This window comes from Tepidiphilus olei (assembly GCF_006980705.1).
GTDB classification, from domain to species: domain Bacteria; phylum Pseudomonadota; class Gammaproteobacteria; order Burkholderiales; family Rhodocyclaceae; genus Tepidiphilus; species Tepidiphilus olei.
The window spans coordinates 171370-194527 of record NZ_SBHO01000002.1 but is presented as its reverse complement, the minus strand read 5'-3'; the positions used below and the strand labels follow the sequence as shown (position 1 = coordinate 194527).

General features: G+C 67.0%; 17 protein-coding genes and 1 riboswitch. Of the genes, 7 read left to right on the top strand and 10 right to left on the bottom strand.

Annotation, left to right across the window (positions count from 1 at the left end; genetic code table 11):
- The 4 genes from gmk to EPD80_RS04010 are packed head-to-tail and all read right to left on the bottom strand — an operon-like array spanning nucleotide 1 to nucleotide 2132.
- Nucleotides 1-621: a guanylate kinase gene (gene gmk, locus EPD80_RS04025; RefSeq protein ID WP_185957700.1), complete on the bottom strand. Its 621-nt coding sequence runs from the start codon at nucleotides 619-621 to the stop codon at nucleotides 1-3.
- A complete protein-coding gene (locus tag EPD80_RS04020) occupies nucleotides 618-992 on the bottom strand; it encodes a HepT-like ribonuclease domain-containing protein (protein ID WP_142809618.1) in 375 nt (124 codons plus the stop codon). The genes gmk and EPD80_RS04020 overlap by 4 nt, the downstream gene beginning before the upstream one ends.
- The gene (locus EPD80_RS11560) at nucleotides 958-1284 is read right to left on the bottom strand and encodes a nucleotidyltransferase family protein (protein WP_142809616.1); all 327 of its coding nucleotides are present in this window, start codon (nucleotides 1282-1284) and stop codon (nucleotides 958-960) included. The genes EPD80_RS04020 and EPD80_RS11560 overlap by 35 nt, the downstream gene beginning before the upstream one ends.
- Nucleotides 1281-2132, bottom strand: a complete 852-nt coding sequence (locus tag EPD80_RS04010) for a YicC/YloC family endoribonuclease (RefSeq protein WP_221928834.1) — start codon at nucleotides 2130-2132, stop codon at nucleotides 1281-1283. Before EPD80_RS04010 ends, EPD80_RS11560 begins: the two co-directional genes overlap by 4 nt.
- A 62-nt stretch (nucleotides 2133-2194) precedes the next feature.
- Between EPD80_RS04010 and EPD80_RS04005 the strand changes: the two genes are divergently transcribed.
- The 6 genes from EPD80_RS04005 (at nucleotide 2195) to metH (ending at nucleotide 10329) form a co-directional block, all read left to right on the top strand.
- Nucleotides 2195-3133, top strand: a complete 939-nt coding sequence (locus EPD80_RS04005; RefSeq protein ID WP_142803735.1) for a serine/threonine protein kinase — start codon at nucleotides 2195-2197, stop codon at nucleotides 3131-3133.
- Entirely contained in the window at nucleotides 3133-4050 is a 918-nt protein-coding gene (locus EPD80_RS04000) for a PP2C family protein-serine/threonine phosphatase (protein ID WP_221928833.1), read from the top strand. The genes EPD80_RS04005 and EPD80_RS04000 overlap by 1 nt, the downstream gene beginning before the upstream one ends.
- Nucleotides 4051-4053: 3 nt before the next feature.
- On the top strand, nucleotides 4054-4767 hold the full coding sequence (gene rph / locus EPD80_RS03995; RefSeq protein WP_142803733.1) for a ribonuclease PH: 714 nt from the start codon (nucleotides 4054-4056) through the stop codon (nucleotides 4765-4767).
- Nucleotides 4764-5375 (top strand): RdgB/HAM1 family non-canonical purine NTP pyrophosphatase, encoded by a 612-nt coding sequence (gene rdgB, locus EPD80_RS03990; RefSeq protein WP_142803732.1) that lies wholly within the window; start codon nucleotides 4764-4766, stop codon nucleotides 5373-5375. The genes rph and rdgB overlap by 4 nt, the downstream gene beginning before the upstream one ends.
- The gene (gene hemW, locus EPD80_RS03985; RefSeq protein WP_221928832.1) at nucleotides 5372-6517 is read left to right on the top strand and encodes a radical SAM family heme chaperone HemW; all 1146 of its coding nucleotides are present in this window, start codon (nucleotides 5372-5374) and stop codon (nucleotides 6515-6517) included. Before rdgB ends, hemW begins: the two co-directional genes overlap by 4 nt.
- Nucleotides 6518-6526: 9 nt before the next feature.
- A riboswitch (S-adenosyl-L-homocysteine riboswitch) is annotated at nucleotides 6527-6593 on the top strand.
- Nucleotides 6594-6645: 52 nt separating this feature from the next.
- On the top strand, nucleotides 6646-10329 hold the full coding sequence (metH, locus tag EPD80_RS03980) for a methionine synthase (protein ID WP_142809612.1): 3684 nt from the start codon (nucleotides 6646-6648) through the stop codon (nucleotides 10327-10329).
- A gap of 24 nt (nucleotides 10330-10353) precedes the next feature.
- On the opposite strand, the gene EPD80_RS03975 is transcribed toward metH, so the two are convergent.
- From EPD80_RS03975 to EPD80_RS03955, 5 genes are all read right to left on the bottom strand, one after another.
- Nucleotides 10354-13446, bottom strand: a complete 3093-nt coding sequence (locus EPD80_RS03975; RefSeq protein ID WP_142809610.1) for an EAL domain-containing protein — start codon at nucleotides 13444-13446, stop codon at nucleotides 10354-10356.
- A 95-nt stretch (nucleotides 13447-13541) separates the two neighbouring features.
- Nucleotides 13542-15014 (bottom strand): efflux transporter outer membrane subunit, encoded by a 1473-nt coding sequence (locus tag EPD80_RS03970; protein WP_142809608.1) that lies wholly within the window; start codon nucleotides 15012-15014, stop codon nucleotides 13542-13544.
- On the bottom strand, nucleotides 15007-18129 hold the full coding sequence (locus tag EPD80_RS03965; RefSeq protein ID WP_142809606.1) for an efflux RND transporter permease subunit: 3123 nt from the start codon (nucleotides 18127-18129) through the stop codon (nucleotides 15007-15009). Before EPD80_RS03965 ends, EPD80_RS03970 begins: the two co-directional genes overlap by 8 nt.
- Nucleotides 18130-18140: 11 nt before the next feature.
- Complete coding sequence (locus tag EPD80_RS03960; RefSeq protein WP_142809604.1) at nucleotides 18141-19265, bottom strand: efflux RND transporter periplasmic adaptor subunit; 1125 nt, start codon at nucleotides 19263-19265, stop codon at nucleotides 18141-18143.
- The gene (locus tag EPD80_RS03955) at nucleotides 19262-19894 is read right to left on the bottom strand and encodes a TetR/AcrR family transcriptional regulator (protein WP_142809602.1); all 633 of its coding nucleotides are present in this window, start codon (nucleotides 19892-19894) and stop codon (nucleotides 19262-19264) included. Before EPD80_RS03955 ends, EPD80_RS03960 begins: the two co-directional genes overlap by 4 nt.
- Before the next feature lie 127 nt (nucleotides 19895-20021).
- Here EPD80_RS03955 and EPD80_RS03950 point away from each other — a divergent pair, with 127 nt between their 5' ends.
- Nucleotides 20022-20690, top strand: coding sequence for a hypothetical protein (locus tag EPD80_RS03950; protein ID WP_142809600.1), 669 nt, complete (start codon nucleotides 20022-20024; stop codon nucleotides 20688-20690).
- Here EPD80_RS03950 and EPD80_RS03945 read toward each other — a convergent pair.
- Entirely contained in the window at nucleotides 20681-23146 is a 2466-nt protein-coding gene (locus EPD80_RS03945) for a putative bifunctional diguanylate cyclase/phosphodiesterase (protein WP_185957699.1), read from the bottom strand. The two genes, EPD80_RS03950 and EPD80_RS03945, sit on opposite strands and share 10 nt — an antisense overlap.
- Between the last annotated feature and the right edge of the window lie 12 nt (nucleotides 23147-23158).

Genomic DNA, 23158 nt, shown 5'->3' with positions numbered 1-23158 from the left:
TCATTCCTGTAGGAGTTGGGTGAAGTAGGCGGCGTGGCGGCGCTTTTGCACCGGTAGCCGCAGGCGGACGGCGCGTACGACGGCGGTGAGCTCGTCGATGGCGCGCTCGAGTCGATCGTTGATTATAACGTAGTCGAATTCTTCGACGTGGCGCATTTCTTCACGGGCGGCGGCCAGCCGCCGGGCGATGGTGGCTTCGCTGTCGGTGCCGCGACCGCGCAGTCGGGCTTCCAGCGTTGCGATCGAGGGCGGCAGGATGAATACGCTCACGGCTTGAGGGAATATCCGCCGCACCTGGCGTGCTCCCTGCCAGTCGATTTCCAGCAGCACGTCGCGGTCTTGCTGCAATTGGTCTTCGATCCAGGTACGGGAGGTGCCGTAGTAGTTTCCGTGGACTTCGGCCCATTCGAGAAGTTCGCCGCGATCGCGCAGGCGCAGGAATTCTTCTCGGTCGATGAAGCGGTAGTCGCGCCCGTCGATTTCGCCCGGCCGAGGGGGGCGGGTGGTGTAGGAAATGGAGAGGGCGAGCCCCGGTTCGCGCTCGAGCACGGCGTGTACGAGGGTGGTCTTGCCGGCGCCCGAGGGGGCGGTGACGATGTAGAGGGTGCCAAGGGGGATCATGGATTGCGTTCCGCCAGTTCGTTCAAGACTGCCTCCAGCGCGGGAATCAGCTCGGGTAGATCATGTTCGACGATGGAGGCGATGATTTCCAAATCGACGTCGAAGTATTCGTGGATGATGCGGTTGCGCGTATCGGCAATGTCACGCCATGCAATGGCGGGGTGGCGAATACGGGTGGCCGGCGTGACCTGGCGGGCGGCTTCACCCAGGATTTCGAGGAGGCGGGCCAAGGCCAGGGCAGTTTCGTCTTCCGGCAGAAGGTCGGCGATCGGTTTGCCCCGAGCCAGCTCGAGTGCGCGTCGAGCCGCATCCAGCATGTGGCGGATGCGGGCGGTATCATCGAGTTTGGGGCGACTCGGAGGGCGCTTCATATTGGATCTGGGCGGTGCGCAGCACTTCGTCCCGAAAATATCGGCTCAGGCTGCGGGGGGTGTGGAGATCGACCGGTCGTCCGAGCAAGCGGGAGAGCTCGCGTTGCAGGCGTGCAAAGGCGAAGCCTGGGGTGCAGCCGGGTTGAAATTCGACGAGGACGTCGATATCGCTGGTAGGGCCGAAATCGTCCCGAATGGCAGAACCGAAAAAAGCGAGTCGACGCACGTGGTAACGACGGCAGAGGATGTCGAGCTCGGTTTTCGGGAGATCGGCTAGCGGCTGCTCGTTCATTCGAGGTTCTGCACTTGTTCGCGGATCTGTTCGATGAGTACTTTCATCTCGAGTGCGAGGCGCGACAGCGCCAGGCTGCCGGCTTTGGCGGCGAGCGTGTTGGCTTCGCGGTTGAATTCCTGCAGCAGGAAGTCGAGCCGTTTGCCGACGGGGCCGCCGCGCGTGAGCGTGCGTTCGAGCTCTTGGAGGTGGGAGGAGAGGCGGTCGAGTTCTTCCATCACGTCGAGGCGCTGGGCGACGAGGGCGACTTCCTGTTCCACGCGCTGGGGATCGGGGGTCTGGCCCAGGGCGGCGAGGGCATCGAGGAGCTTTTGCCGTTGCGCTTCGACGGCTTCGGGTGCGAGCGCGCGGGCGCGTTCGACGAGCTCGGCGATGGCCGTGGCGCGTTCGCGGATGGCGGCGGCGAGCGCCTCGCCCTCGCGGGCGCGGTGTGCGAGGAGTTCGGCGAGCGCCGTCTCGAGCAGCTCGAGCAGGCGCCGTTGCGTTTCCTCGGGATCGAGCTCGGGTTCGCGCACCACACCGGGCCAGCGTAGGATCTCGCCCGCCGTGAGGGAGGCCGCTTCGGGGAGGAATCGATGGATCTCGGTCTGGGTGAGGGCGAGCGCCTGCAGGGCGGTGGGGTCGAGCGTGAGCGCTGCTTGCACCGGGGCGCTTTGTACGTCGAGCCGGCATTCGACCTTGCCGCGACCGAGCGCCTTTTGCAGGCGTTCGCGCAGCAGCGGCTCGAAGGCGCGCCAGTCCTCGGGTAGGCGGAAATGGAGATCGAGAAATCGGCCGTTGACGCTGCGCAGTTCGAGGCGCAGGAGCCGAGAGCCGATTTGGGCTTGCGCGCTGGCAAACCCTGTCATACTGTGTATCATTGAGTCATTCCACGCTTCGTCCGAGGCGGTTTATCATACCCGGTCAGACCATGTCGACACAAGAAAACGCTCCGTTGCCCGTTGGGTGGCTCGTGGAGGGCTACCGCATCGTCGATCTGCTCGCCAAGGGGGGATTTTCCTTCGTCTATCGCGCTCGCGATCGCGAGGGGAAGACGGTGGCGATCAAAGAGTATTTGCCGCATACCTTGGCGCGACGGGAAGAGGGTGAGATCGAGCCGGAGATCCTGCCCGATTGTGAGCGGGCCTTTCTCTTCGGGTTGAAGTGTTTCTTCGAGGAGGGGCGGTCGCTCGCGCGCATCAACCACCCCAACGTGATCCGGGTGCTCAACTTCTTTCGGGCAAACCAGACCGTCTATATGGTGATGCAGTACGAGGAGGGGCGCACCCTCTTGCAGTACGTCCGGCAGAAAAAAGGGGGACTGCGCGAGAGCTTCATTCGGGCGATGGGTTTGCGGGTGCTCTCGGGGCTGCGCGAGGTGCATACGCACAAGCTGTTGCACCTCGACCTGAAGCCGGCCAACATCTATCTGCGCCGCAATGGCGACCCGGTATTGATCGACTTCGGTTCGGCGCGTCAGAGCTTGTCGTCCGACCAGGCATGGGTGCGCACGATGTTTACGCCTGGCTACGCGCCGCCCGAGCAGCTCAGCGGCAAGCGTGAGCTCATCGGACCATGGACCGATCTCTACAGTTTCGGCGCCACGCTCTATACCTGCGTCACCGGGCAGGCGCCGCCGCGCGCAGAGGCGCGGCAAGAGAAAGACGATTTGCCGCAGCGGCTCGCCCCGTACCGTGAGCGCTATACGCCGGAGTTGATCGATCTCATCGTCGACTTGATGCAGCTCGAGCCCGAGCAGCGGCCGCAGAGCGCTTATGCGGTGCAGAAGGTACTCTCGGCTTACGTGCCCTTCCTCGTGGCCGCCACCGAGTATCGGTCGATGATGCCCTCGCTGCACGAAGGAGCCTAATGATGAAATTCTCCATCCATCAGGCCACGAGCGTGGGTGGAAGGCCGGTGAACGAGGACCGGGTGGGCTACGCCTATTCGCGCGAGGCGCTCATCATGGTGCTCTCCGACGGGATGGGGGGGCACGCGGCCGGCGAAGTGGCGGCCCAGATCGCGCTGCAGAGCCTCATCCAGGCGTTTCGGCTCCACGCCAAGCCCCGAGTCGACGATCCTCTGAGTTTTTTGTCGCAGGCGATCATCAATGCGCACTATGCGATCCTGGAATACGCCCGGGTGAATCACATCGCCGGCAATCCTCGGGCCACGGTCGTCACCTGCCTCGTGCAGGAAGGGGGGTATGCCTGGTGGGCGCACGTGGGCGACTCGCGGCTCTATCACGTTCGCCGAGGTAAGGTGCTCGCCCGCACGATCGACCATTCGCACGCCCAACTTCTGATCGATCAGGGGGTGCTGAGCGAAGCCCAGTTGCGCACGCACGACAGCCGCAACCGCCTCTATTGTTCGCTCGGCGGGGAGACTTTGCCGCACATCGACTTCGGCCGGCGGACGGTGTTGCAGGCTGGGGACGTGATCGCGCTGTGTTCCGACGGCCTGTGGGGCGTGCTCGACGACGAGGAGATCGCCGAGCGCCTCGCGCGCGGACCGCTCGTGCAGGTGGTGCCCGAACTGGTGGAGCAGGCGGAGATGGAGGCGGGGCCCAACTCGGACAACGTCTCGCTCATCGCCATGCGTTGGGAGGAGGGCGAACCCTCCTTGGCGCCGGACACGGTTTCCACCGAGACCATGGCGCTCGACCAGGTGACCACGGCTTTTTCCGTGCCGCATCAGCCGACTTTTTCGGCCGAACCCATGGACGCCGAGGAGATCGAACGGGCGATCCGCGAGATCAACGAGACGATCCAGAAATTCAAGGGATGATGCATGAGGCATGATGGTAGGCGCGCCGACGAACTGCGTCCGGTGCGCATCGAACGGGGGTTTACGGAATATGCCGAAGGCTCGGTGCTGGTATCTTTCGGGCGCACGCGGGTGCTATGCACCGCGAGCGTGGAAGAATCCGTGCCGCCTTTCCTCAAGGGGACGGGGCAGGGCTGGGTGACGGCTGAATACGGCATGCTGCCGCGCGCTACGCACACGCGCACGCCGCGCGAGGCGGCCAAAGGGAAACAGGGCGGGCGCACGCTGGAGATCCAGCGCCTGATCGGGCGCTCGCTGCGCGCGGTGGTGGATCTGGCGGCGCTGGGGGAGCGGCAGGTCGTGCTCGATTGCGACGTGCTGCAGGCCGACGGCGGCACGCGCACGGCGGCGATCACGGGGGCCTGGGTGGCGCTCGCCGATGCGTGCGATGCGCTGGTGGCGCGTGGGGTGCTCGAGGCTTCGCCCGTGCGCGACCAGGTGGCGGCGGTGTCGGTGGGGCTCGTGGGGGGCGAGGTGTTGCTCGACCTCGATTACGCCGAGGATTCCACCTGCGACACCGACATGAACGTGGTGATGACCGGCGCGGGCGGTTTCGTCGAATTGCAGGGCACGGCCGAGCATGGGGCATTCGGTCGGGGTGCGCTCGAGGCGATGCTCGCGCTCGCCGAGAAAGGCATCGGCGAGCTGCTCGCCGCCCAGCGGGAGAGCCGGGCGTGAGTTCGGGCAAGCGGCGGGTGGTGCTCGCGAGCAACAACGCGAAGAAGGCGGCCGAGCTCGAGGCGCTGCTCGCGCCGCTCGGCTGGGAGGTGTTGGTGCAAGGGGCGCTGGGCATTACGGAGGCCGAGGAGCCGCATCCGACGTTCCTGGAAAATGCGCTCGCCAAGGCGCGACACGCGGCGGCCGCTGCGGGCCTGCCGGCGATCGCCGACGATTCGGGCCTGGCGGTGCCGGCGCTCGGCGGGGCGCCCGGGGTGCACTCGGCGCGCTTCGCGGGAGAGCCCCGGTCGGATGCGCGCAACAACGCGGCGCTGCTCGCGGCGATGCAGGACCTGGAAGGCGCGGCGCGGCGGGCGTTTTTCTATAGCTGCGTGGTCTTTCTGCGCACGGCGGACGATCCCCTGCCGCTCGTGGCCGAGGGACGTTGGTGGGGAGAGATCCTCACGGCGCCGCGCGGGGAGGGCGGATTCGGCTACGATCCGCTCTTCTATCTGCCCGAATGGGGCAAGACCGCGGCCGAGCTCGCCCCCGAGGAGAAGAATCGCCTGAGCCACCGCGGCCGGGCCTTGCGCCGGCTGCGGGCGCGGCTCGCGCGGGAGGGCGCTTGAGCGCGCTCGATCCGGCGCGGGTGCCGCTGTCGCTCTACGTGCACGTGCCCTGGTGCGTGCGCAAGTGCCCTTACTGCGACTTCAATTCGCATCCGCTCGCAGGCGAGGTGCCCGAGGCGGAATTCCTCGCGGCGCTGGAAGCCGACCTCGAGGCCGAGGCCGAGCGCGCCGGCGGGCGGCCGATCGACACGATCTTCTTTGGCGGCGGCACGCCGAGCCTGCTCTCGGGCGAGGCGCTCGCGCGGCTCATGGCGGCGATTCGACGGCGCTTGCCGCTCGCGCCAAACGCCGAGGTCACGCTGGAGGCGAATCCCGGCACCTTCGAAGCGGCGCGCTTCGCGGCCTACGCGCAGGCCGGGGTGAACCGGCTCTCGCTGGGGGTGCAGAGTTTCGACGATGCCGCCTTGCGCCGGTTGGGACGCATCCACGACGGCGCCCAGGCGCGCGCCGCGCTCGCGGCGGCGGTGCGTACCTTCGCGCGCGTCAACGTCGATCTGATGATCGACCTGCCCGGCCAGAGCCCGGCGGCGGCGCTCGCGGACGTGGAGACGGCGCTCGCCGGCGGGGCGACGCATCTTTCCTGCTATCAGCTCACGATCGAGCCGAACACGCCTTTTGCCGCATCGCCCCCGCCGCTTCCTGCCGACGAGGAGATGGCGGCGATCGAGGAGGCAGTGGAAAATCGCCTTACGCGTGCCGGCTTCGTCCATTACGAGGTCTCGGCCTGGGCCCTACCAGGCGAAGCCTGCCGGCACAACCTCAACTACTGGCGTTTCGGCGATTACTTGGGCGTGGGGCCGGGGGCGCACGGCAAGCTCAGCACGCCCGAGGGCATCGTGCGGCGTATGAAGCACAAGCATCCGCGCCGTTACCTCGCCGCGCGTGCGCCCTTCGTGCAGGAGGAATCGAGGGTGGCACCCGAGGCGCTGCCCTTCGAGTTCCTCATGAACGCGCTGCGGCTGCGCGCGGGGGTGCCGCGGGAGTGGTTCGCGGCGCGCACGGGGCTGTCTTTGGAGGCGCTCGCACCGCGCTGGACGCGGCTCGAAGCCCAAGGTCTGGTCGAGCCGCTTGCCTGGCGCATCGCTCCTACCGAACGCGGCTGGCGTTTGCTCAACACCCTGCTCGAGGAATTCTTGCCGTAAAATACGAGACTTTCCGAGGAGCGTTGCAGCGGCGCCCCGCCGCCAGGCTCGGACAGGACAACGACGCTCGTGAGGCCCCGCCGCCGGCTGGCTTCACGGGCGTTTCGCTTTTTGTGGAGGAAAGAGGCATGCAAGCGGACCGGACCGAGGAACTCGCGCGCCTGCTGCGCGAGCGCGTGCTGGTGCTCGACGGCGCCATGGGTACCATGATCCAGCAGTATCGGCTCACCGAGGACGATTTTCGCGGCGAGCGGCTGCAGGATCACCCGGTGGAGCTCAAGGGCGACAACGATCTCCTGGTGCTCACGCGCCCGGAGGTGATCGGCGAGATCCACCGCGCCTATCTGGAGGCCGGGGCGGACGTGATCGAGACCAACACCTTCAACGCCACGCGCGCCTCGCAGGCGGATTACGGTCTGGCGCATCTGGCCTACGAGATCAACCGGGAGGCGGCGCGGCTCGCTCGCGCGCTCGCCGACGAGTACAGCGCGCGCACGCCGGACAAGCCCCGGTTCGTGGCCGGCGTCATCGGCCCGACCTCGAAGACGCTGTCGCTGAGCCCCGACGTGAACGATCCCGGCTTTCGCGCCATCGACTTCGACACGCTCGCGGCCGACTATCTGGAGTCGGCGCGCGCTCTGGTGGAGGGCGGAGCGGACCTGCTGCTCATCGAGACGGTGTTCGATACCTTGAACGCCAAGGCGGCGGTCTTTGCGCTTGAGCGTCTCTTCGAAGAGCATGGCCGGCGCTGGCCGGTGATGATCTCCGGCACCATCACCGATGCGGCCGGGCGCACGCTCTCGGGGCAGACGCCGGAAGCCTTCTGGGCTTCGCTCGCGCACGCGCGCCCGCTCACTTTCGGGCTCAACTGTGCCCTGGGTGCGCGCGAGCTGCGTCCGCACGTGGAGACGCTCGCGCGCATCTGCACCACCTTCGTTTCGGCCCATCCCAACGCGGGGCTGCCCAATCCGCTCTCGCCCACCGGCTACGACGAGACGCCCGAGGCGCTCGCCGCGGAGATCGTCTCTTGGGTCGAGGCGGGTTGGGTGAATCTGGTAGGCGGCTGCTGCGGCACGACGCCGGCGCACATCGCGGCGATCGCGCAGGCCGTGGAAGGCCGCGCGCCGCGCCCGCTGCCCCAGGCGAAGCCCGTGATGCGGCTCGCGGGGCTCGATCTCTTCGAGATCGGGCCGGATTCGCTCTTCGTGAACGTGGGCGAGCGTACCAACGTCACCGGCTCGAAGAAGTTCGCCCGCCTCATCCTCGAAGAGAAGTACGATGAAGCGCTGTCGGTGGCGCGCCAGCAGGTGGAGGCCGGCGCGCAGATGATTGACGTCAACATGGACGAGGCGATGCTCGATTCCGCCGCGGCAATGACGCGCTTCCTGCGGCTCGTGGCCGTGGAGCCGGACATCGCGCGCGTGCCGGTGATGGTCGATTCTTCCAAGTGGGAGGTGATCGAGGCGGGGCTCAAATGCCTGCAGGGCAAGGGCATCGTCAATTCGATCTCGCTCAAGGAAGGAGAGGCGACGTTCCTCGCGCAGGCGCGGCTCGCGCGGCGCCATGGCGCGGCGGTTCTGGTGATGTGCTTCGACGAGCGCGGCCAGGCCGATACCTTCGCGCGTAAGATCGAGATCGCCGAGCGCGCCTATCGGCTGCTGGTGGCCGACGGGTTTCCGCCCGAGGACATCGTGATCGATCCCAACGTGTTCGCCATCGCCACGGGGATTGCCGAGCACGACAACTACGCCGTCGACTTCATCGAGGCGGTGCGCTGGATCCACGGGCATCTGCCGCACGCCAAGACGAGCGGCGGCATCTCCAACGTCTCCTTCGCCTTCCGCGGCAACGAAACGGTGCGCGCGGCCATCCACACGGTCTTCCTTTATCACGCCATCCGCGCCGGACTCACCATGGGCATCGTCAATGCCGGGCAGCTGGGCATCTACGACGAGCTGGAGCCGCGGCTGCGCACGCTCGTCGAAGACGTGGTGCTCAACCGCCGCCCCGGCGCGGCCGAGGAGCTGGTGGCCTACGCCCAGACCCTGCAGACGGGCGAGGCCAGGGCGGAAGAAGTGCAGGAATGGCGCGCCTGGCCGGTGGAAAAGCGTCTGGAACATGCGCTCGTCAAGGGCATCACCGAGCACGTGGTCGAGGACACCGAGGAGCTGCGCGCGCGCTTCGCCGCCGAGGGAAAGGGGCCGCTCGCGGTGATCGAGGGGCCGCTCATGGCCGGCATGAACGTGGTGGGGGATCTCTTCGGCGCGGGCAAGATGTTCCTGCCTCAGGTGGTGAAATCCGCCCGGGTGATGAAACTGGCGGTGGCGCACCTGCTGCCCTACATCGAGGCGGAGAAGGCGAAGACGGGCGGGCATACCAAAGGGCGCCTCGTGCTCGCCACGGTGAAGGGGGACGTGCACGACATCGGCAAGAACATCGTGGGCGTGGTGCTCGCCTGCAACGGCTACGAGGTGCACGACCTGGGCGTGATGGTGCCGTGCGAGAAGATCCTCGCCGCGGCGCGTGAACTGAAGGCGGATGCGATCGGGCTCTCCGGCCTCATCACCCCTTCGCTCGAAGAGATGGCGCACGTGGCCGCCGAGATGCAGCGGCAGGGCTTTACGGTACCTCTGCTCATCGGGGGGGCGACGACGAGCCGCACCCACACGGCGGTGAAGATCGCGCCGCACTACGAGGGGCCGGTGGTGTACGTGCCCGATGCTTCGCGGGCGGTGGGGGTGGTCTCGGCGCTGCTCTCGCCCGGCGAGCGCGAGGTCTACGTCGCCCAGGTGCGCGAGGACTACGAGCGCATCCGCGAGCGGCATGCTGCCAAGACCGGCTACACCCTGCTGCCGCTGGAGGCCGCGCGCGCCAACGCGTTTCGCACCGACTGGACGGCCTACACCCCACCGCGCCCGCACCGCTTGGGGGTATTCGCCGAGGAGGTGCCGCTCGAGCGGCTCGTGCCCTACATCGACTGGGGGCCTTTCTTCCAGACCTGGGATCTGGCCGGTCGTTTCCCGCAGATTTTGGAAGACCCGGTGGTGGGCGAGACGGCGCGCCAGGTCTATGGCGAGGCGCGCGCCCTGCTGGAGGTGCTCGTGCGCGAAGGGTGGCTCACGGCACGCGCCGTGTGGGGGCTCTTCCCGGCGGCGAGCCTGGGCGACGACATCGAGATCTACGTCGACGAATCGCGCCATGCACTCGCCATGGTGTGGAACGGTCTGCGCCAGCAGCACGAGCGCCCGCCGGGGCAGCCAAACCTGTGCTTGGCCGATTTCATCGCGCCGAAGGAGACGGGGGTGCCGGACTGGATCGGGGCGTTTGCCGTGACCGCGGGGCATGGCATCGAGGAGAAACTGGCCGAGTACGAGGCGGCGCACGACGACTACCACGCCATTCTTTTGAAGGCGCTCGCCGACCGGCTGGCGGAAGCCTGCGCCGAGTGGCTGCACGAGCGGGTGCGGCGGGAAGACTGGGGCTACGCGCCCGAGGAGCGGCTCTCGCCCGAAGAGCTGGTGGCCGAGCGCTACCGCGGTATCCGCCCGGCGCCGGGTTATCCGGCCTGCCCCGACCACACGGTGAAGGGCGACTTGTTCGCGCTGCTCGATGCGCCCGCGCGCGCCGGCATGACGCTCACCGAGCACTACGCCATGCGCCCGGCCGCGAGCGTGGCCGGGTTCTACTTCAGCCATCCCGAGTCGCGCTACTTCGCCATTCCCAAGATCGGGGAAGATCAACTCGCTGACTGGGCGCGGCGGCGCGGCATGGCGCTCGAGGAGGCGCGGCGCTGGCTCGCGCCCATTGTGTAGAGGTCAGCCGAGGCACTGAGTAGTTTAGCCACGCCGGGGAATGGCGAGCGCGAGCGCTTGCAGGCGGGCAAGGAGTTCGCGGTGAAGGGCCGTGACTTCCTCTCGCAGCTCGGGGGGTGGGGCTCCGGTCTTCGCCGCCGCGACCAGTTTTTGCGCCGCACGGTGCATCGCCTCGTGTGTGTTCACGATGGCGGGGAATTCGGTCCGGGTGGCCAGGATTTCTCGCCCCTCGCCGTCGAGCCAATGACCGAAGTCGCAGCGATGCGGATCGAGCTGCGGGGGCGGTGTCGCGATGCCATCGCGCAGGTGGTATTCGAGGCGGGCGAACCAGTGACGGTGGCTCAGCTCGAATCGGGTCAGTCGTCGGCACAGGGGATTGCTCAGGGTGTCGCGCCAGCGTGCCCACTGGGGCGGGTGCTGCCAGCGCATTGCCCAGTTGGCAAAGTCGGCCTTCGGCATGGGGTGGGCGATGCCATACCCCTGGGCGACGTCGGCGCCGAGCCGCAAGAGGTATTCGCCGTGTTCCAGCGTCTCCACCCCTTCGGCGACGCAGTGCAGGTCGAAGGTGCGGGCGAGTTCCAGCACCGCTTCGACGATGCGATAGTCGTCGGCCTCGTCGAGCAAGTGGATGACGAAGGCCTGGTCGATCTTGATCGCATGGGCCGGTACACGCTTGAGGTAGGCGAGCGAAGAGTAGCCGCTGCCGAAGTCGTCGATCGACAGGCGCACGCCCAGCGTGCGGCATTGCGTCATCAGCTGTTCGATGCCCAGGCCGGCGTCGAGCGCGCTCGATTCGACGATTTCCAGTTCTAAGCGCGAGGGGGCGGCGTCCGGATAGCGCTCGAGCCGCTCCGCGAGCTGGTGGGGAAAGGTGGGATCGAGCAGTTGGCGGGGGGCGACGTTGACCGAGACGAGCCAGTCCCGCCCCTGGCGAGTCCAGTCGGTGAGCAGGGCCAACGCCCGCTCGAGCACCCAGTCGCCGAGCCGCACGATCGCTTCGTCGTTCTCGATCGCCGGGATGAAGGCGCCGGGGGCAAGCAATCCTCGCGTGGGATGGCGCCAGCGCACCAGGGCTTCCGCGCCTTCGATGCGCCCGCTCGCCAGTTCCACGCGCGGTTGCAGATAGAGCCGCAGTTCTTCCCGCTCGATGCCTTCGATCACCGCCTGGCTCAGCGAGCGGCGCGCGCGTTGCTCGCGATCGAGCTGGGCGTCGAAACGACAATAGCGGTTCTTGCCACTTTGCTTGGCTTGATAGAGCGCGAGGTCGGCGTGACGCAGGAGGACTTCTGGGTCGGCGTCGTCTTCGGGGTAGACGGTGACGCCGATGCTGGTGGTGAGCTGCAGGCTTTCATCGCCGTACTTGATCGGCATTCGGGTGACGGTGAGCATGCGCTCGACGATCGGCACCCAGGCTTCGGCCGAAGGGAGATCGGTGATCACGGCGACGAACTCGTCGCCGCCGATGCGCGCGAGCGTGTCGGTCTCGCGCAGTGCTCCTTGTAGGCGCCGGGCGGTGAGCCGCAGCACCTCGTCGCCGACCTCGTGGCCGCAGCGGTCGTTGACCGGTTTGAATCCATCGAGATCGAGATAGACCACGGCCACCGCGGTGTCGTGACGGCGGGCGGCGGCCAGTGCCTGCGCCAAGCGGTCGTTGAGGAGCACGCGGTTGGGCAGACCCGTGAGTTCGTCGTGGTAGGCCAGACGCTCGAGCATCTGCTGCTGTGCCTTGAGCGCGGTGATGTCCTGCATCGCCGCGACGTAGCGGATCGGTCGGCGCTGCTCATCGTAGACGGCGGAGATGGTAAGCAGCGTCGGCAGCGGCTGCCCGGATTTGGTCTGATTCCACACTTCGCCGTGCCAGCTGCCACTTGCCCGCAGCGTGGCCCACATCGCATCGTAGAAGGCCTTGTCGTGCCGGTGCGAGCGCCATGGGGCGATGCGCACACCGATCACTTCCTCGCGCGAAAAACCGGTCATGCGCAGCAGGGCATCGTTGACCTCGAGGATCACGAGATTGGTGTCCGTGACCACCACGCCCTCGGCGAGGGCGTGGAAGACGCTGGCGGCGATGCGCTGGGATTCTTCCAGCTGCACGGCATCGGTGACGTCGCGCACCAGCCCGGCGATACGCCGGATCCGGCGGTTTTCCGCGTTGCCGTCGACGGCGCGGGCCCAGGTCTCGATCCAGCGCCAGCCGCCGTCGGCGTGGCGGATGCGGTAGCGCAGATCCACGTTGGGGCGGTTGCGGTTGAGATGTTCGACGACTGCCTGATGCACCCGTTCCCGATCCTCGGGGTGGATCATCGCTACCCATTCTTCGAGCGGCACGTCGATCGGGCGCTCTCCCGGCAGGCCGAGGATGCGCTGGCTCCGTGGGCAGAACGTGGCGACGCGCCGCTCCACGTCCCACAGGATGCGGCCGAGCCCCGCTCCTTCGAGGGCGAGTTCGAGCTCCTCGGCCAACTGCCGCGTCCGATGCTGGGCGCGCCGCAGCCGCAGATAGGCCGCCCCGAGCAGGAGCAGCAGCAGCCCCAGGCCGATCACTGCCCAGCCGAGAATCTCCCGGCGCGCCGCCTCGGTGCGCCGCAGCGCCTCCGTGCGCTCGGCAACGAGCTCCTCGAGCCGGTTCTGGTAGCGCTCCAGTTCAGACTGCAGAAGGCTTGCCCGCGTCTCGGGCAGGATCAGCGAGAGGAGGTAGGTGCGCCCGTCGATCTGCACCGGGCTCGAATAGACCTCGGTGGCCACGATTCGTCCCGAGGCGAGGCGGTGGGGAAAGACGAAGAAATTGCGCTGCTGCCGCCGCGCGTCTGCCATCTCGTGCTGCACTTCTTCGGGCGAGAGTTGGTTGATCTCACGGATCGTCATGCCGCCGCGCAGCCGCTCGGCGGGATAGCCGTAGAAGGCGATCGCAGCTTCGTTCGCATCGAGGATGCGTCCATCGTCGGGCGCGATGAGGAGGGCCGGCACGGCATGCTGTCGCAGAGGGTCTGGCAGCTGCTGTGCCCAGATGGGGCGCAGTACGAAGAACAGCGCCGGCAGAATCGAGCATCGGACGACGCAGCGGCGCAGCCGCGAGCAAAGCGCATACCGGGATGGCCTCGGGCGGTGGCTGGTCATCGTCCCCTCTTTCTCATGCTTTTCCCCATTATAGGCGAGGACAAGCCGGGGCCGGCGTGCCCGAGCGCCCTTGCGCTCGGGACGCGGAGAGGGGGTTACTCGCCGGTTGCGCTCTGCTTCATTTCCTGGGCATCCGCAGCGTTCGCGGCGGCCACGATCGGTTCTCCCTCGAATTCCCTGCTGCCGCCTAGTGCCTTGTAGAGTTGGGCCGCGGCCGAGAGCAGCTGACGTCGGGTCGAGATCACCGCCTGCGAGGCGGAGAAGGCATCGCGTTGCGCGTCGAGTACTTCGAGGAAGCTCGTGATGCCTTCACGATAGCGCGCCTCGGTGAGCGTCAACCGTTGCAGTTGGGTGCGCTCGAGTGCCATCTGGGCCTCGAGCTGGCGGGCGATGCGCTCGCGCGCCGAGAGCAGATCGGCCACCTCGCGGAAGGCCTGCTGGATGGTGCTCTCGTACTGCGCCACGGCGATGTTCTGGCGCACCAGCGCGAGGTCGAGGTTCGCCTGGGTACGGCCGGCGTCGAAAATCGGCTGGGTGAGCATCGGCTGGAAAGTCCAGGCGGCGCTGCCTGCGTCGAACAGCCCGCTGAAGGCCGCGCTGGCGGTACCGAACATCCCCGTGAGGGTGATGCGCGGGAAAAAGGCGGCGCGCGCCGCGCCGATGTTGGCGTTGGCGGCGATGAGCTGCCGTTCGGCGGCGCGCACGTCGGGACGGCGCAGGAGCACTTCGGAGGGGACGTTGACGGCGAAATTGCCGATCAGATCCTGCTCGCGCAGGCTGCGTCCCTCGGGCCAGTCGTGGCGATCGGTACCGACGACCAGGCGCAGGTAGTTTTCCGCGGCCACGCGCTGCTGGTCGAGCTGCTCGGCGGCCACGCGCGCGGTTTCGTAGGAGGCGAGCGCTTGCAGGTAGTCGAGTTCGGAGGCGACGCCGACGTTGCGTCGCTCGCCGACCAGGGTCAGCATCTCGGCGCGGGTGCGCAAGGTTTCCTTGGCGAGCACCAGGCTCTCCTCGGCTTCCTTGAGCGAGAGGTAGGCATTGGCCACGTCCGAGATGAGCGAGAGACGGAAAGCGCGTTGGGCTTCGTCGGTGGCGAGGAATTGCTGGCGCGCGGCTTCGGTGAGGCTGGCGACCCGACCCCAGAAATCGAGTTCGAAGGAGAGCAGCCCCAGACCCACGTCGTAGCGGTGCGACGTCGTGGATCGCTCTCTGGCCGAGAGGTCTGCCGGCGTACGGGCAGCCTGCTCGGCGGCGTCGAGGGAGACGTTGGGCAGACGGTCGGCTCGTTGGATACGGTACATCGCCCGGGCTTCTTCGACGCGGGCCACGGCCACGCGCAGGTCGCGGTTGTTCTCGAGCGCGGCGGCGATGAGCGCCTGCATGCGCGGATCGGGAAAATATTCCTGCCAGGGCATGTCGGCGATGTCGCGCTCGCCGCGCGGGTCGACCGAGGCCGGCCATTGCGCGGCGACCGGCGGTTCAGGACGGAAATAGTCCGGCATCATCGAACAGCCCGTTGCGCTCAGCAGCAGGGCGAGCGCCAAGGGGGAAGAGCGCAGCTTACGCATGACGGGGCTCCTGGGCGGGGTGTTCGTCCTTGGGGGGAAAGATGCGGCGAACCACCACGAAAAAGACGGGGACGAGGAAGACGGCGAGCACGGTGGCGGCGAGCATGCCGCCGATCACGCCGGTGCCGATCGCGTGCCGGCTTTGGGCGCCGGCGCCGGTGGAGAGGGCGAGCGGCAATACGCCGACGATGAAGGCGATGGAGGTCATCAGAATGGGACGGAAGCGCATGCGGGCGGCTTCCAGCGTGGCCTCCATCAGGTTCTTGCCGCTTTCGTGCAGTTCGCGGGCGAACTCGATGATGAGGATGGCGTTCTTCGCCGAGAGCCCGATGATGGCCACCAGGCCGACTTTGAAGTACACGTCGTTGGGCAGCCCGCGCCAGGTGACGGCCAGCAGCGAACCGAACACGCCGAGCGGCACCACCAGCATCACCGAGAAGGGGATCGACCAGCTCTCGTAGAGCGCCGCCAGGCACAGGAACACGACGATGAGCGAGATGGCGAAGAGCATCGGCGCCTGCGAGCCGGAGAGGTTCTCCTCGAAGGAAGTGCCGGACCACTCGTAGCCGATGCCGGTGGGCAGTTCGGCGGCGATCGCGGCCATCGCCTGCATCGCCTCGCCGCTCGATACGCCCGGTGCGGGCGAGCCGGTGAGCTTGAGCGCCGGCACGCCGTTGTAACGATCGAGCCGGGGAGGGCCGACCATCCAGCGCGTCTTGACGATCTCGGAGAGCTTGACCATGTTGCCGTCGCGGTTGCGTACCGAAACCTGCAGCATGTTCTCGGGGCTCATGCGCACCGGGGCGTCGGCCTGCAGCTGCACGCGCAGGATGCGTCCTTGTCGCTCGAAGTCGTTGATGTAGGCCACGCCGAACATCGCTTGTAGCGTCTGGTTGAGCACGGCGGAGGATACGCCCAGGGTTTCGGCCTTGTCGCGGTCGATGTCGAGCATCAGTTGCGGTCCGGGGGGCATCCCTTCCAGGCGCACGTTGGTCAGGCGCGGTTCTTGAGCCGCGAGTTGGAGCGCCTGATCCTTGGCGGCGTCGAGCGCTTGGCGACCGAGACCGGCGCGATCCTGCATCCGGAAATCGAACCCGCCGATCGCGGCCATTTCGGGGATGGCCGGCGGGTTGATCGCGAAGATGATCGCTTCCTTGAGGGGAAAGAAATGTCGGTTGGCTTTCTGGATGAGGGCATGGGCCGAGGATTCCGGCGCCGTGCGCTCGCTCCAGTCTTTGAGTCGCACGAACAGGAGGCCGGCGTTTTGTCCGCGACCGAGGAAGGAGAACCCGACGATCCCGATCGTGTTCTGGACTTCCGGCTGAGAGAGGAAGTACTGTTCGGCCAGAGTGACGATCTCCTGCGTGCGTTCCTGGGTGGCGCCGGATGGCAGCTGAACCATCGTAATGAAGTAGCCCTGGTCTTCTTCCGGCAGGAAGCTGCCTGGCAGGCGCGCGAACAGCCATCCGGCACAGGCGATGATGAGCGCGTAGAGGATCATCCAGCGCCAAGGCCGGGTGATGACACGGCGTACGCCGGTGACGTAGCCGCGCGTGGTGGCTTGAAAGCCGCGGTTGAACCAGCCAAAGAATCCTTTTTCCCCATGGCCTTCTTTGTGCGGTTTGAGCATGCTGGCGCACAGCGCCGGGGTCAGGGTGAGCGCCATGAGCGCCGAGAACGCCATGGCGAGCACGAGCGTGATCGCGAACTGGCGGTAGATCACGCCGACCGAGCCGGGGAAGAACGCCATGGGGATGAAGACCGAGGTGAGCACCAGGGTGATGCCGATGATGGCGCCCACGATCTGCGACATCGCCTTGTGCGCTGCCTCGCGGGGCGGGAGCTTGTCCTCGGCCATCACGCGCTCGACGTTTTCCACCACCACGATGGCGTCGTCGACCACGATGCCGATCGCCAGCACCATGGCGAAGAGCGTGAGCACGTTGATCGAGTAACCCAGTACCCACAGCCCGACGGCAGCGCCCAGCAGCGACACCGGCACGACGATGGTGGGGATGATGGTGGCGCGCAGGTTGCCGAGGAAGAGGTACATCACGATGAAGACGAGGATCACCGCTTCGAACAGCGTCTTCACCACCTCGCGGATCGAGATCTCGATGAAGGGCGTGGTGTCGTAGGGGACGATCCAGTCGATGCCCGGCGGAAAATATTGGGCGAGATCCTCGAGTTGGGCGCGCACGCGCTGCGCCGTCTCCAGCGCGTTGTAGCCGGGGGCGAGCTTGATGCCGATGGCGGCGTTGGGCTGGCCGTTGAGGCGGGCAAAGACTTCATAGCCCTGCGCGCCGAGCTCGACCCGGCCGACGTCCTTCACCCGCACGATGGAGCCGTCCGGTTTGGCCCGCACGATGATATCGCCGAATTCCTCGGGTGTTTTCAGGCGCCCGCGCGTGACCACCGTGGCGGCGAATTCCATCCCGGGTACCGCCGGGGGCGCATTGACCTCGCCCACCGCCAGCAGCACGTTCTGCGCAGCCACCGCGTTGATGACGTCGCCGGGCGTTACCTGGTAGCTGTCGAGTTTTTCGGGGGCAACCCAGATGCGCATAGAATATTCGGCGCCGAAGAGCTCGGCATCGCCCACGCCGGGAACTCGCCGCAGCGGATCGAGGATGGTGGTGGAGGCGAAACTGGCGAGGTCGACGTTGTCGAGCGAATTGTCCGGCGAGAAGAGCGAGACGAACATCAGGTAGTTGCGCCGCATCTTCTTGACGGTGACGCCGAGCCGGCGCACTTCGTCGGGCAGGCGCGCTTCGACGCGTTTTATGCGGTTTTGCGCCTCGACCGAGGAGATGTCGAGGTTGGTGCCAGGCCAGAAGGTGAGGTTTATGGTCGCTTGCCCCAGTTCGGACTGGGAATCCATGTAGATGAGGTTCTCGATGCCGTTGAGCTCCTGCTCGATGAGGGCGACGACGGTCTGCTCGATCACCTCGGCCGATGCGCCGGGGTAGTTCGCGGAGATCGCCAGCGCGGGCGCGGCGACTTCGGGATACTGCGCAATCGGCAAGGAACGCAGCGCCAGGGCGCCGGCGAGGATGATGACGATGGCGATGACCCAAGAGAAGACTGGCCGGTCGATGAAGAAATTGACGGACATGGCTCAGACCCTCACTTGGCGCCGGCCGCGGTGGGCGCGTCTTTGGGCTGCCAGGGCACGGGTTTGACCGGCGCTCCCGCGCGAACCTTCAGCAAGCCTTCGACGATGATTTTTTCGCCTTCTTGCAGCCCTTCGAGCACGACCCAGTCGGTACCGCTCATGCCGCCGACGCGGATGGCGCGCGGGTTGACCACGTTGTTGGCGTCGACCACCAGCACGAAGTGCCCCTGCGGGTTGATCTGCACGGCGCGCTGGGGCACGGTGATCACCTTGTCCATCTGCATCTGCGGCAGGCGCACGCGCACAAACATGCCCGGCAGCAGCACGTGCTCGGGGTTCTTCGCCAGGGCGCGCATGAGCACGGCACCGGTGGCGGGGTCGACCGAGACGTCCTCGAAAAGGAGCTTGGCGGGGATGGGATAGGTCTTGCCGTTGTCGAGCACGATCTCCACGTTGCTGCGGTCGGCCTCTTTCCACTGGCCGGAGCGCAGCGCCTCGCGCAGCGCGAGCAGCTCGGAGCTGGGCTGGGTGAAATTGACGTAGATTGGGTCGATCTGCTCGATGGTGGCCAGATGCGTCGGCTCGCCTTTGCCCACCAGCGCTCCTTCGGTGACGAGCGAGCGGCCGATGCGCCCGGCGATGGGGGCAGGCACCCGGGTGTTTTCCAGATCGAGCGCGGCCTGGGCAAGCCGCGCTTCGGCCTGCTTCCAGGCGGCCTCGGCCGAGTCGAATTCCTGCTGGCTGATGGCGTTGATCTTCACCAGCGGGCGGTAGCGGTCGACCAGCAATTTCGTGGCGGCGACGTCGGCCTTGGCAGCTTCAAAGGCGCGCTGGTAGGTGCGCGGGTCGATGCGGTAGAGGAGCTGCCCTTCCTTGACGTCGCTGCCTTCTTCGAAGAGGCGTTTTTCGAGAATGCCTTCGACGCGGGCGCGTACCTGGGCCGTACGGTAGGCTTCGAGCCGGCCGGGGAGTTCTCGGCGCAGCACGGCGCTACCGTAACGGACCTCGAGGACCGCGACTTCCGGCGGCGGGGCGGTCTGAGCCGTGGCGGCGTCGCCGCCGTCGCGGCTACAGGCGGCAGTCGACAGAACGAGGGCGGCAGTCAGAGCCAGCCGCATGCGGGTGCTTGGTTTCATGGGGTGGTGCTCCTGGAGGAGGCCGGCGAGAGGGCCGATGTCATTGGTTTTTCTGGGGCTAGGGCGCGAAGAAAGAACGAGACGACGCGATCGGCCCGCTCGGGCAGGGCGTCTTCGGGGTGTTGCGATTCGTAGAGTCGGCGGTTGCGCTCGGCGCTGGTGAGCATGCTCAACAGCAGTTCGGCGGCAAAGAGAGGGTCGTCGCGACGCAGGCGGCCTTCGTTCATGGCGCGGGCAAGCAGCGCGGCCAGATGGCGGGTCGTCTCGCCCATGCCGGCTTCGTAGACGGTGCGGGCCAGTTCCGGGAAACGGGGCGCTTCGGTCACGAGCAGGCGATGGAGGGCGATGCAGGGCTCGGCGAGCACGCGTTCGCGGAACGTCTGGGCGAAACGAGCGAGTGTGTCGGCCAGCGTTTCGCCCTCGAGCGGAGCGAGCGAGACCAGGATGCCTTCTCCCATGGCCTCGACGGCGTGGGCGAAGAGTTCGTCTTTGCTGGGAAAATAGTGGTATACGGTTTGCTTGGCGACGCCGGCGCGACGCGCGATCTCGTCGAGCGAGGCGCGGTAGCCGCGTTCGGAGAAGACGGTACAGGCCGCCTCGAGGATTTTTTGTCGGTTGTCGTCGCTCACGTGCCGATTTGGATTAGACTAGTCCGTCTAGTCTAAACCGAATGCACAGGACTGACAAGTACTGCTGTGAAGGTATTGCCCGCCGAACGCGGCAATCGTTGTTATAGTGAATGAGGCGAGGACGGTCATGGGAGCGGACATGCGGTGGGTAGCGGCGGTACTGATCGGTTGGTCCCTGTCGGTGACGGCATGGGCAGGAGCGTCCGAGGGCGGCGACCCGTTCGCGGCGTGTACGGATGCCAGCGAGCGGGTCGTGGCGGTGCGCGAGGATCCTTCCGCGCGCAAGATCTTCGAGACGCGCGTGGTCGACGGCGAGCCGGTGATCGTGCACAACCCGAAGCGTTTGCCCGAGTTGTGGCCCAAGGCGCGGCTTTTTTTCTTTGCGCACGAATGCGCGCGCATCCAGGCGGGATTCCTGCCGCCGACGCCGCGCACCTTGGCCCAGGATCGGCTGATCGACTGTGACGCGCTGGAATGGCTCGCTCGGGGCGGCTGGGTGCAGGGCGACGACGTCCCGCTCATCGAGCAGGCGATCGGCGCCCTGAGCCGCGCGCAATGGCGCCAGGTGCCAGGCGAACCCAGGCGCGTCGAACTGGCGGCTTGCTACCAGCGTTTCATCGAGTCGATGGCCGAGGAGGCCGAAGGAAAGCGCCGCGACTGGAGCCGATGCGTCGAGGTGTGCGGCGAGCAGATGGTCGGGTGTCGAGCTGCCGGCGGGCGAGTGGGCGAGATCAACGTCGATTGTATGCGGGTTTATCTGATCTGCGTGGATATTTGCAATCGGCGTTACCGCTGACCGGCGGCTTGTGCCAGACGCTGCGCGAACGCTTCGGCGGGTTCGGGGCGGGCCAGGCGCCAGCCCTGGAGCACCAGTTCCGGGTAGGCGCGCAGCGTCAGCAATTGGTCGTCGTCTTCCACCCCTTCGGCGATGGTGCGGAACGAGAAAGCGCCCGCCATCTCCACCATGGCGTGGATGAGCCGCTGGGTGCGCGTTTCGTGGGGGGCGCGCTGGATGAAGGATTGGTCGATCTTGATCTCCGACAAGGGGAGACGGGCGAGATAGTGCGGCCCGAAAATCCCGGTACCGAAGTCGTCGATCGACCAGCGTACGCCCGCTTCGGCCAGCCGGCGCATGACCCTTTCCAGGCCACCCAGGTAGGAGAGCGCCGTGGTTTCCTTGAGCTCCAGCACCAGGCGCTGGGCCGGGTAGCCGGTCTCGGCGAGCAGTGCGAGTACTCGATCGACGAAGTCGGGGTCGCGCAGGCCGTGGGCCGAGACGTTGACCGACAGAGTGCCGTCCCAGTGCAGTTCTTGCCGCCAGCGCATGGCGTCGCTGAGCGCGCGGCGTAGGACCCAAGCGCCGAGAAGGAAGATGAGCTCGCTGCGCTCGGCCACGGCGATGCACTCCGATGGTGGGATGCGCCCGAGCCGGGCGTGGGTGAAGCGCAACAGCGCTTCGGCGCCTATGAGCCGGCGTGCCGCATCGAATTGCCCCTGGTAGTGCACTTCGAGGCGATGCTCGTCCGATCCTGCGAGCGCTGCCCTGAGACCCTGCTCGATGGTGCCGCGCCGGGCAAGGAGATCGGCACTGAGGCTCTCGTAGAGGCGGATGGCCCCGGGTTCCTGCGACTGCAATGCGTGTTGCAGGGCGAGGGCCGCGGCGGCGAGGACTTCCTGCGCATTCCCGAACTCGTCGGGGAAGACGACGATGCCGGTGGAGACGGTGAGGCGAGTCGGAGGAAAACGCTCGGCGAGCAGTGGCTGAGTGCTTCGATCGAGATCATGGGCAATGGTGCGTGCGAGCTCCCAGGCAAGTTCCGTGGCCTTGGATGCGCTCGGCTGGGCGTCGGTGAGCACGGCGAATTCGTCGGATTCGAGCCGGGCGATGGTGTCACAGTTCGTCAGCCTATGGACGAGCGTGTGCGCGATCCGCCGTAGGATCGCATCGCCGGCATGGCTGCCGAGACGATCGTTGATCGCGGCGAAGTGGTCGAGGTCGAACACGATGAGCGCGAAACTTTCGTGGGAGTGCTGCCCTTGCACCAAGCGCAGAGCGATGCGCTCGAGCAGGAGTTGGCGATTGGCGAGCCCGGTGAGGGGGTCGTGGGTGAGCAGGTAGGACAGACGTTCGGACAGACGCTGCTGCTCGGTGATGTCGTGCTTGACGGCGACGTAATGGGTGATGCTTCCTTCGTCGTCGAAGACGGGGGCGATGTGGGCGAATTCCACGTATTCCTTGCCGTCCTTGCGCCGGTTGATGAATTCGCCGCTCCAGCGGCGGCCGTTCTTCAGGTGGGTCCACAGGTCGAGGTAGGTTTCGCGCGGGGTCTTGCCGGATTGGAGGAGGCGCGGATTCTTGCCCAGCACTTCGTCGGCGCGGTAGCCGGTGACTTCGGTGAAGGCGCGATTGACGTAGAGGATGGCGGGCTGGGTGTCGGTGATGACGAGCTGGGCTGGGCTGGCGTCGATGGCGACGTCGAGCTGGCGCAGGCGTTCCTGCTGGCGCGCGAGTGCGGCCATGGTCCGCGCGATCGCCTCGCCCAGGGCGCGAACTTCGGGGATGGCGCCGTCGAGCTCGGGCGGACGGTAGCCCCCGGGTGAGGCGACCGCTCGCAGGGCGCGGGTGAGGGTTTCGAGAGGGCGGGCACCGCGATAGTGGATATAGAGCCCGAGAAGCAGCATCACACTCACCGGCAGGGCGGCGTGCCAGGCCAGAGCGCGGCGGTGCTCGGCGAGGCGCTGCGCGAGGAGCGTGTGGAAATCGTAGGAGAGGATCAGCCACCCGGGCGGCGTTCCCGGGGCCGTGTCCGCGGTTTCGGGCAGCATCCAAGGGACCGCCAGGAGCATCGCATCGCCTTGGATCTGCCAGCGCAAGGCATCCAGCGCAGGCGGCGGAAGCGGCAGGGAAAGGCTTGGCAGGACGTCGGGCAGGCTCAGCCCTTCCCAGTCCCGGCGATGGGCGGCGAGGATGCGACCCTGTCCATCGGTGAGCAGGGTGGCACGGTGCCCGGGGGATGTGGCCTGGAATTCGATGTCGGCGCGCACTTCGTCGGGGCGCTCGCTCCAGCGGCGTTCGGCGGCGCGCACGAGGGTGGCGGCGATCCCCAGCAGATGCTCTTGCGCGTCGGCCAGCGTGCGTTCGCGGGCGTTGCGCCAGGCGAGCCAGCTCTCGGCCGCGAGCACGATCAGAATCAGCCCGAGAAAGAGGGCGGCGAGGCGCAGGGCGAGGGAGAGGCGAAAAGGGGGCTGCATCGGCGTCGTTCC

Excerpts from the sequence above, each read along its gene's own strand:
- EPD80_RS04020 (WP_142809618.1), bottom strand. The coding sequence starts at position 992 with ATGAAGCGCCCTCCGAGTCGCCCCAAACTCGATGATACCGCCCGCATC.
- gmk (WP_185957700.1), bottom strand. The coding sequence starts at position 621 with ATGATCCCCCTTGGCACCCTCTACATCGTCACCGCCCCCTCGGGCGCC.
- EPD80_RS04010 (WP_221928834.1), bottom strand. The coding sequence starts at position 2,132 with ATGACAGGGTTTGCCAGCGCGCAAGCCCAAATCGGCTCTCGGCTCCTG.
- EPD80_RS04005 (WP_142803735.1), top strand. The coding sequence starts at position 2,195 with ATGTCGACACAAGAAAACGCTCCGTTGCCCGTTGGGTGGCTCGTGGAG.
- EPD80_RS03945 (WP_185957699.1), bottom strand. The coding sequence starts at position 23,146 with ATGCAGCCCCCTTTTCGCCTCTCCCTCGCCCTGCGCCTCGCCGCCCTC.
- metH (WP_142809612.1), top strand. The coding sequence starts at position 6,646 with ATGCAAGCGGACCGGACCGAGGAACTCGCGCGCCTGCTGCGCGAGCGC.
- EPD80_RS03975 (WP_142809610.1), bottom strand. The coding sequence starts at position 13,446 with ATGACCAGCCACCGCCCGAGGCCATCCCGGTATGCGCTTTGCTCGCGG.
- EPD80_RS04000 (WP_221928833.1), top strand. The coding sequence starts at position 3,133 with ATGATGAAATTCTCCATCCATCAGGCCACGAGCGTGGGTGGAAGGCCG.
- EPD80_RS03965 (WP_142809606.1), bottom strand. The coding sequence starts at position 18,129 with ATGTCCGTCAATTTCTTCATCGACCGGCCAGTCTTCTCTTGGGTCATC.
- EPD80_RS03960 (WP_142809604.1), bottom strand. The coding sequence starts at position 19,265 with ATGAAACCAAGCACCCGCATGCGGCTGGCTCTGACTGCCGCCCTCGTT.
- EPD80_RS03950 (WP_142809600.1), top strand. The coding sequence starts at position 20,022 with ATGGGAGCGGACATGCGGTGGGTAGCGGCGGTACTGATCGGTTGGTCC.
- EPD80_RS11560 (WP_142809616.1), bottom strand. The coding sequence starts at position 1,284 with ATGAACGAGCAGCCGCTAGCCGATCTCCCGAAAACCGAGCTCGACATC.
- EPD80_RS03970 (WP_142809608.1), bottom strand. The coding sequence starts at position 15,014 with ATGCGTAAGCTGCGCTCTTCCCCCTTGGCGCTCGCCCTGCTGCTGAGC.
- rph (WP_142803733.1), top strand. The coding sequence starts at position 4,054 with ATGAGGCATGATGGTAGGCGCGCCGACGAACTGCGTCCGGTGCGCATC.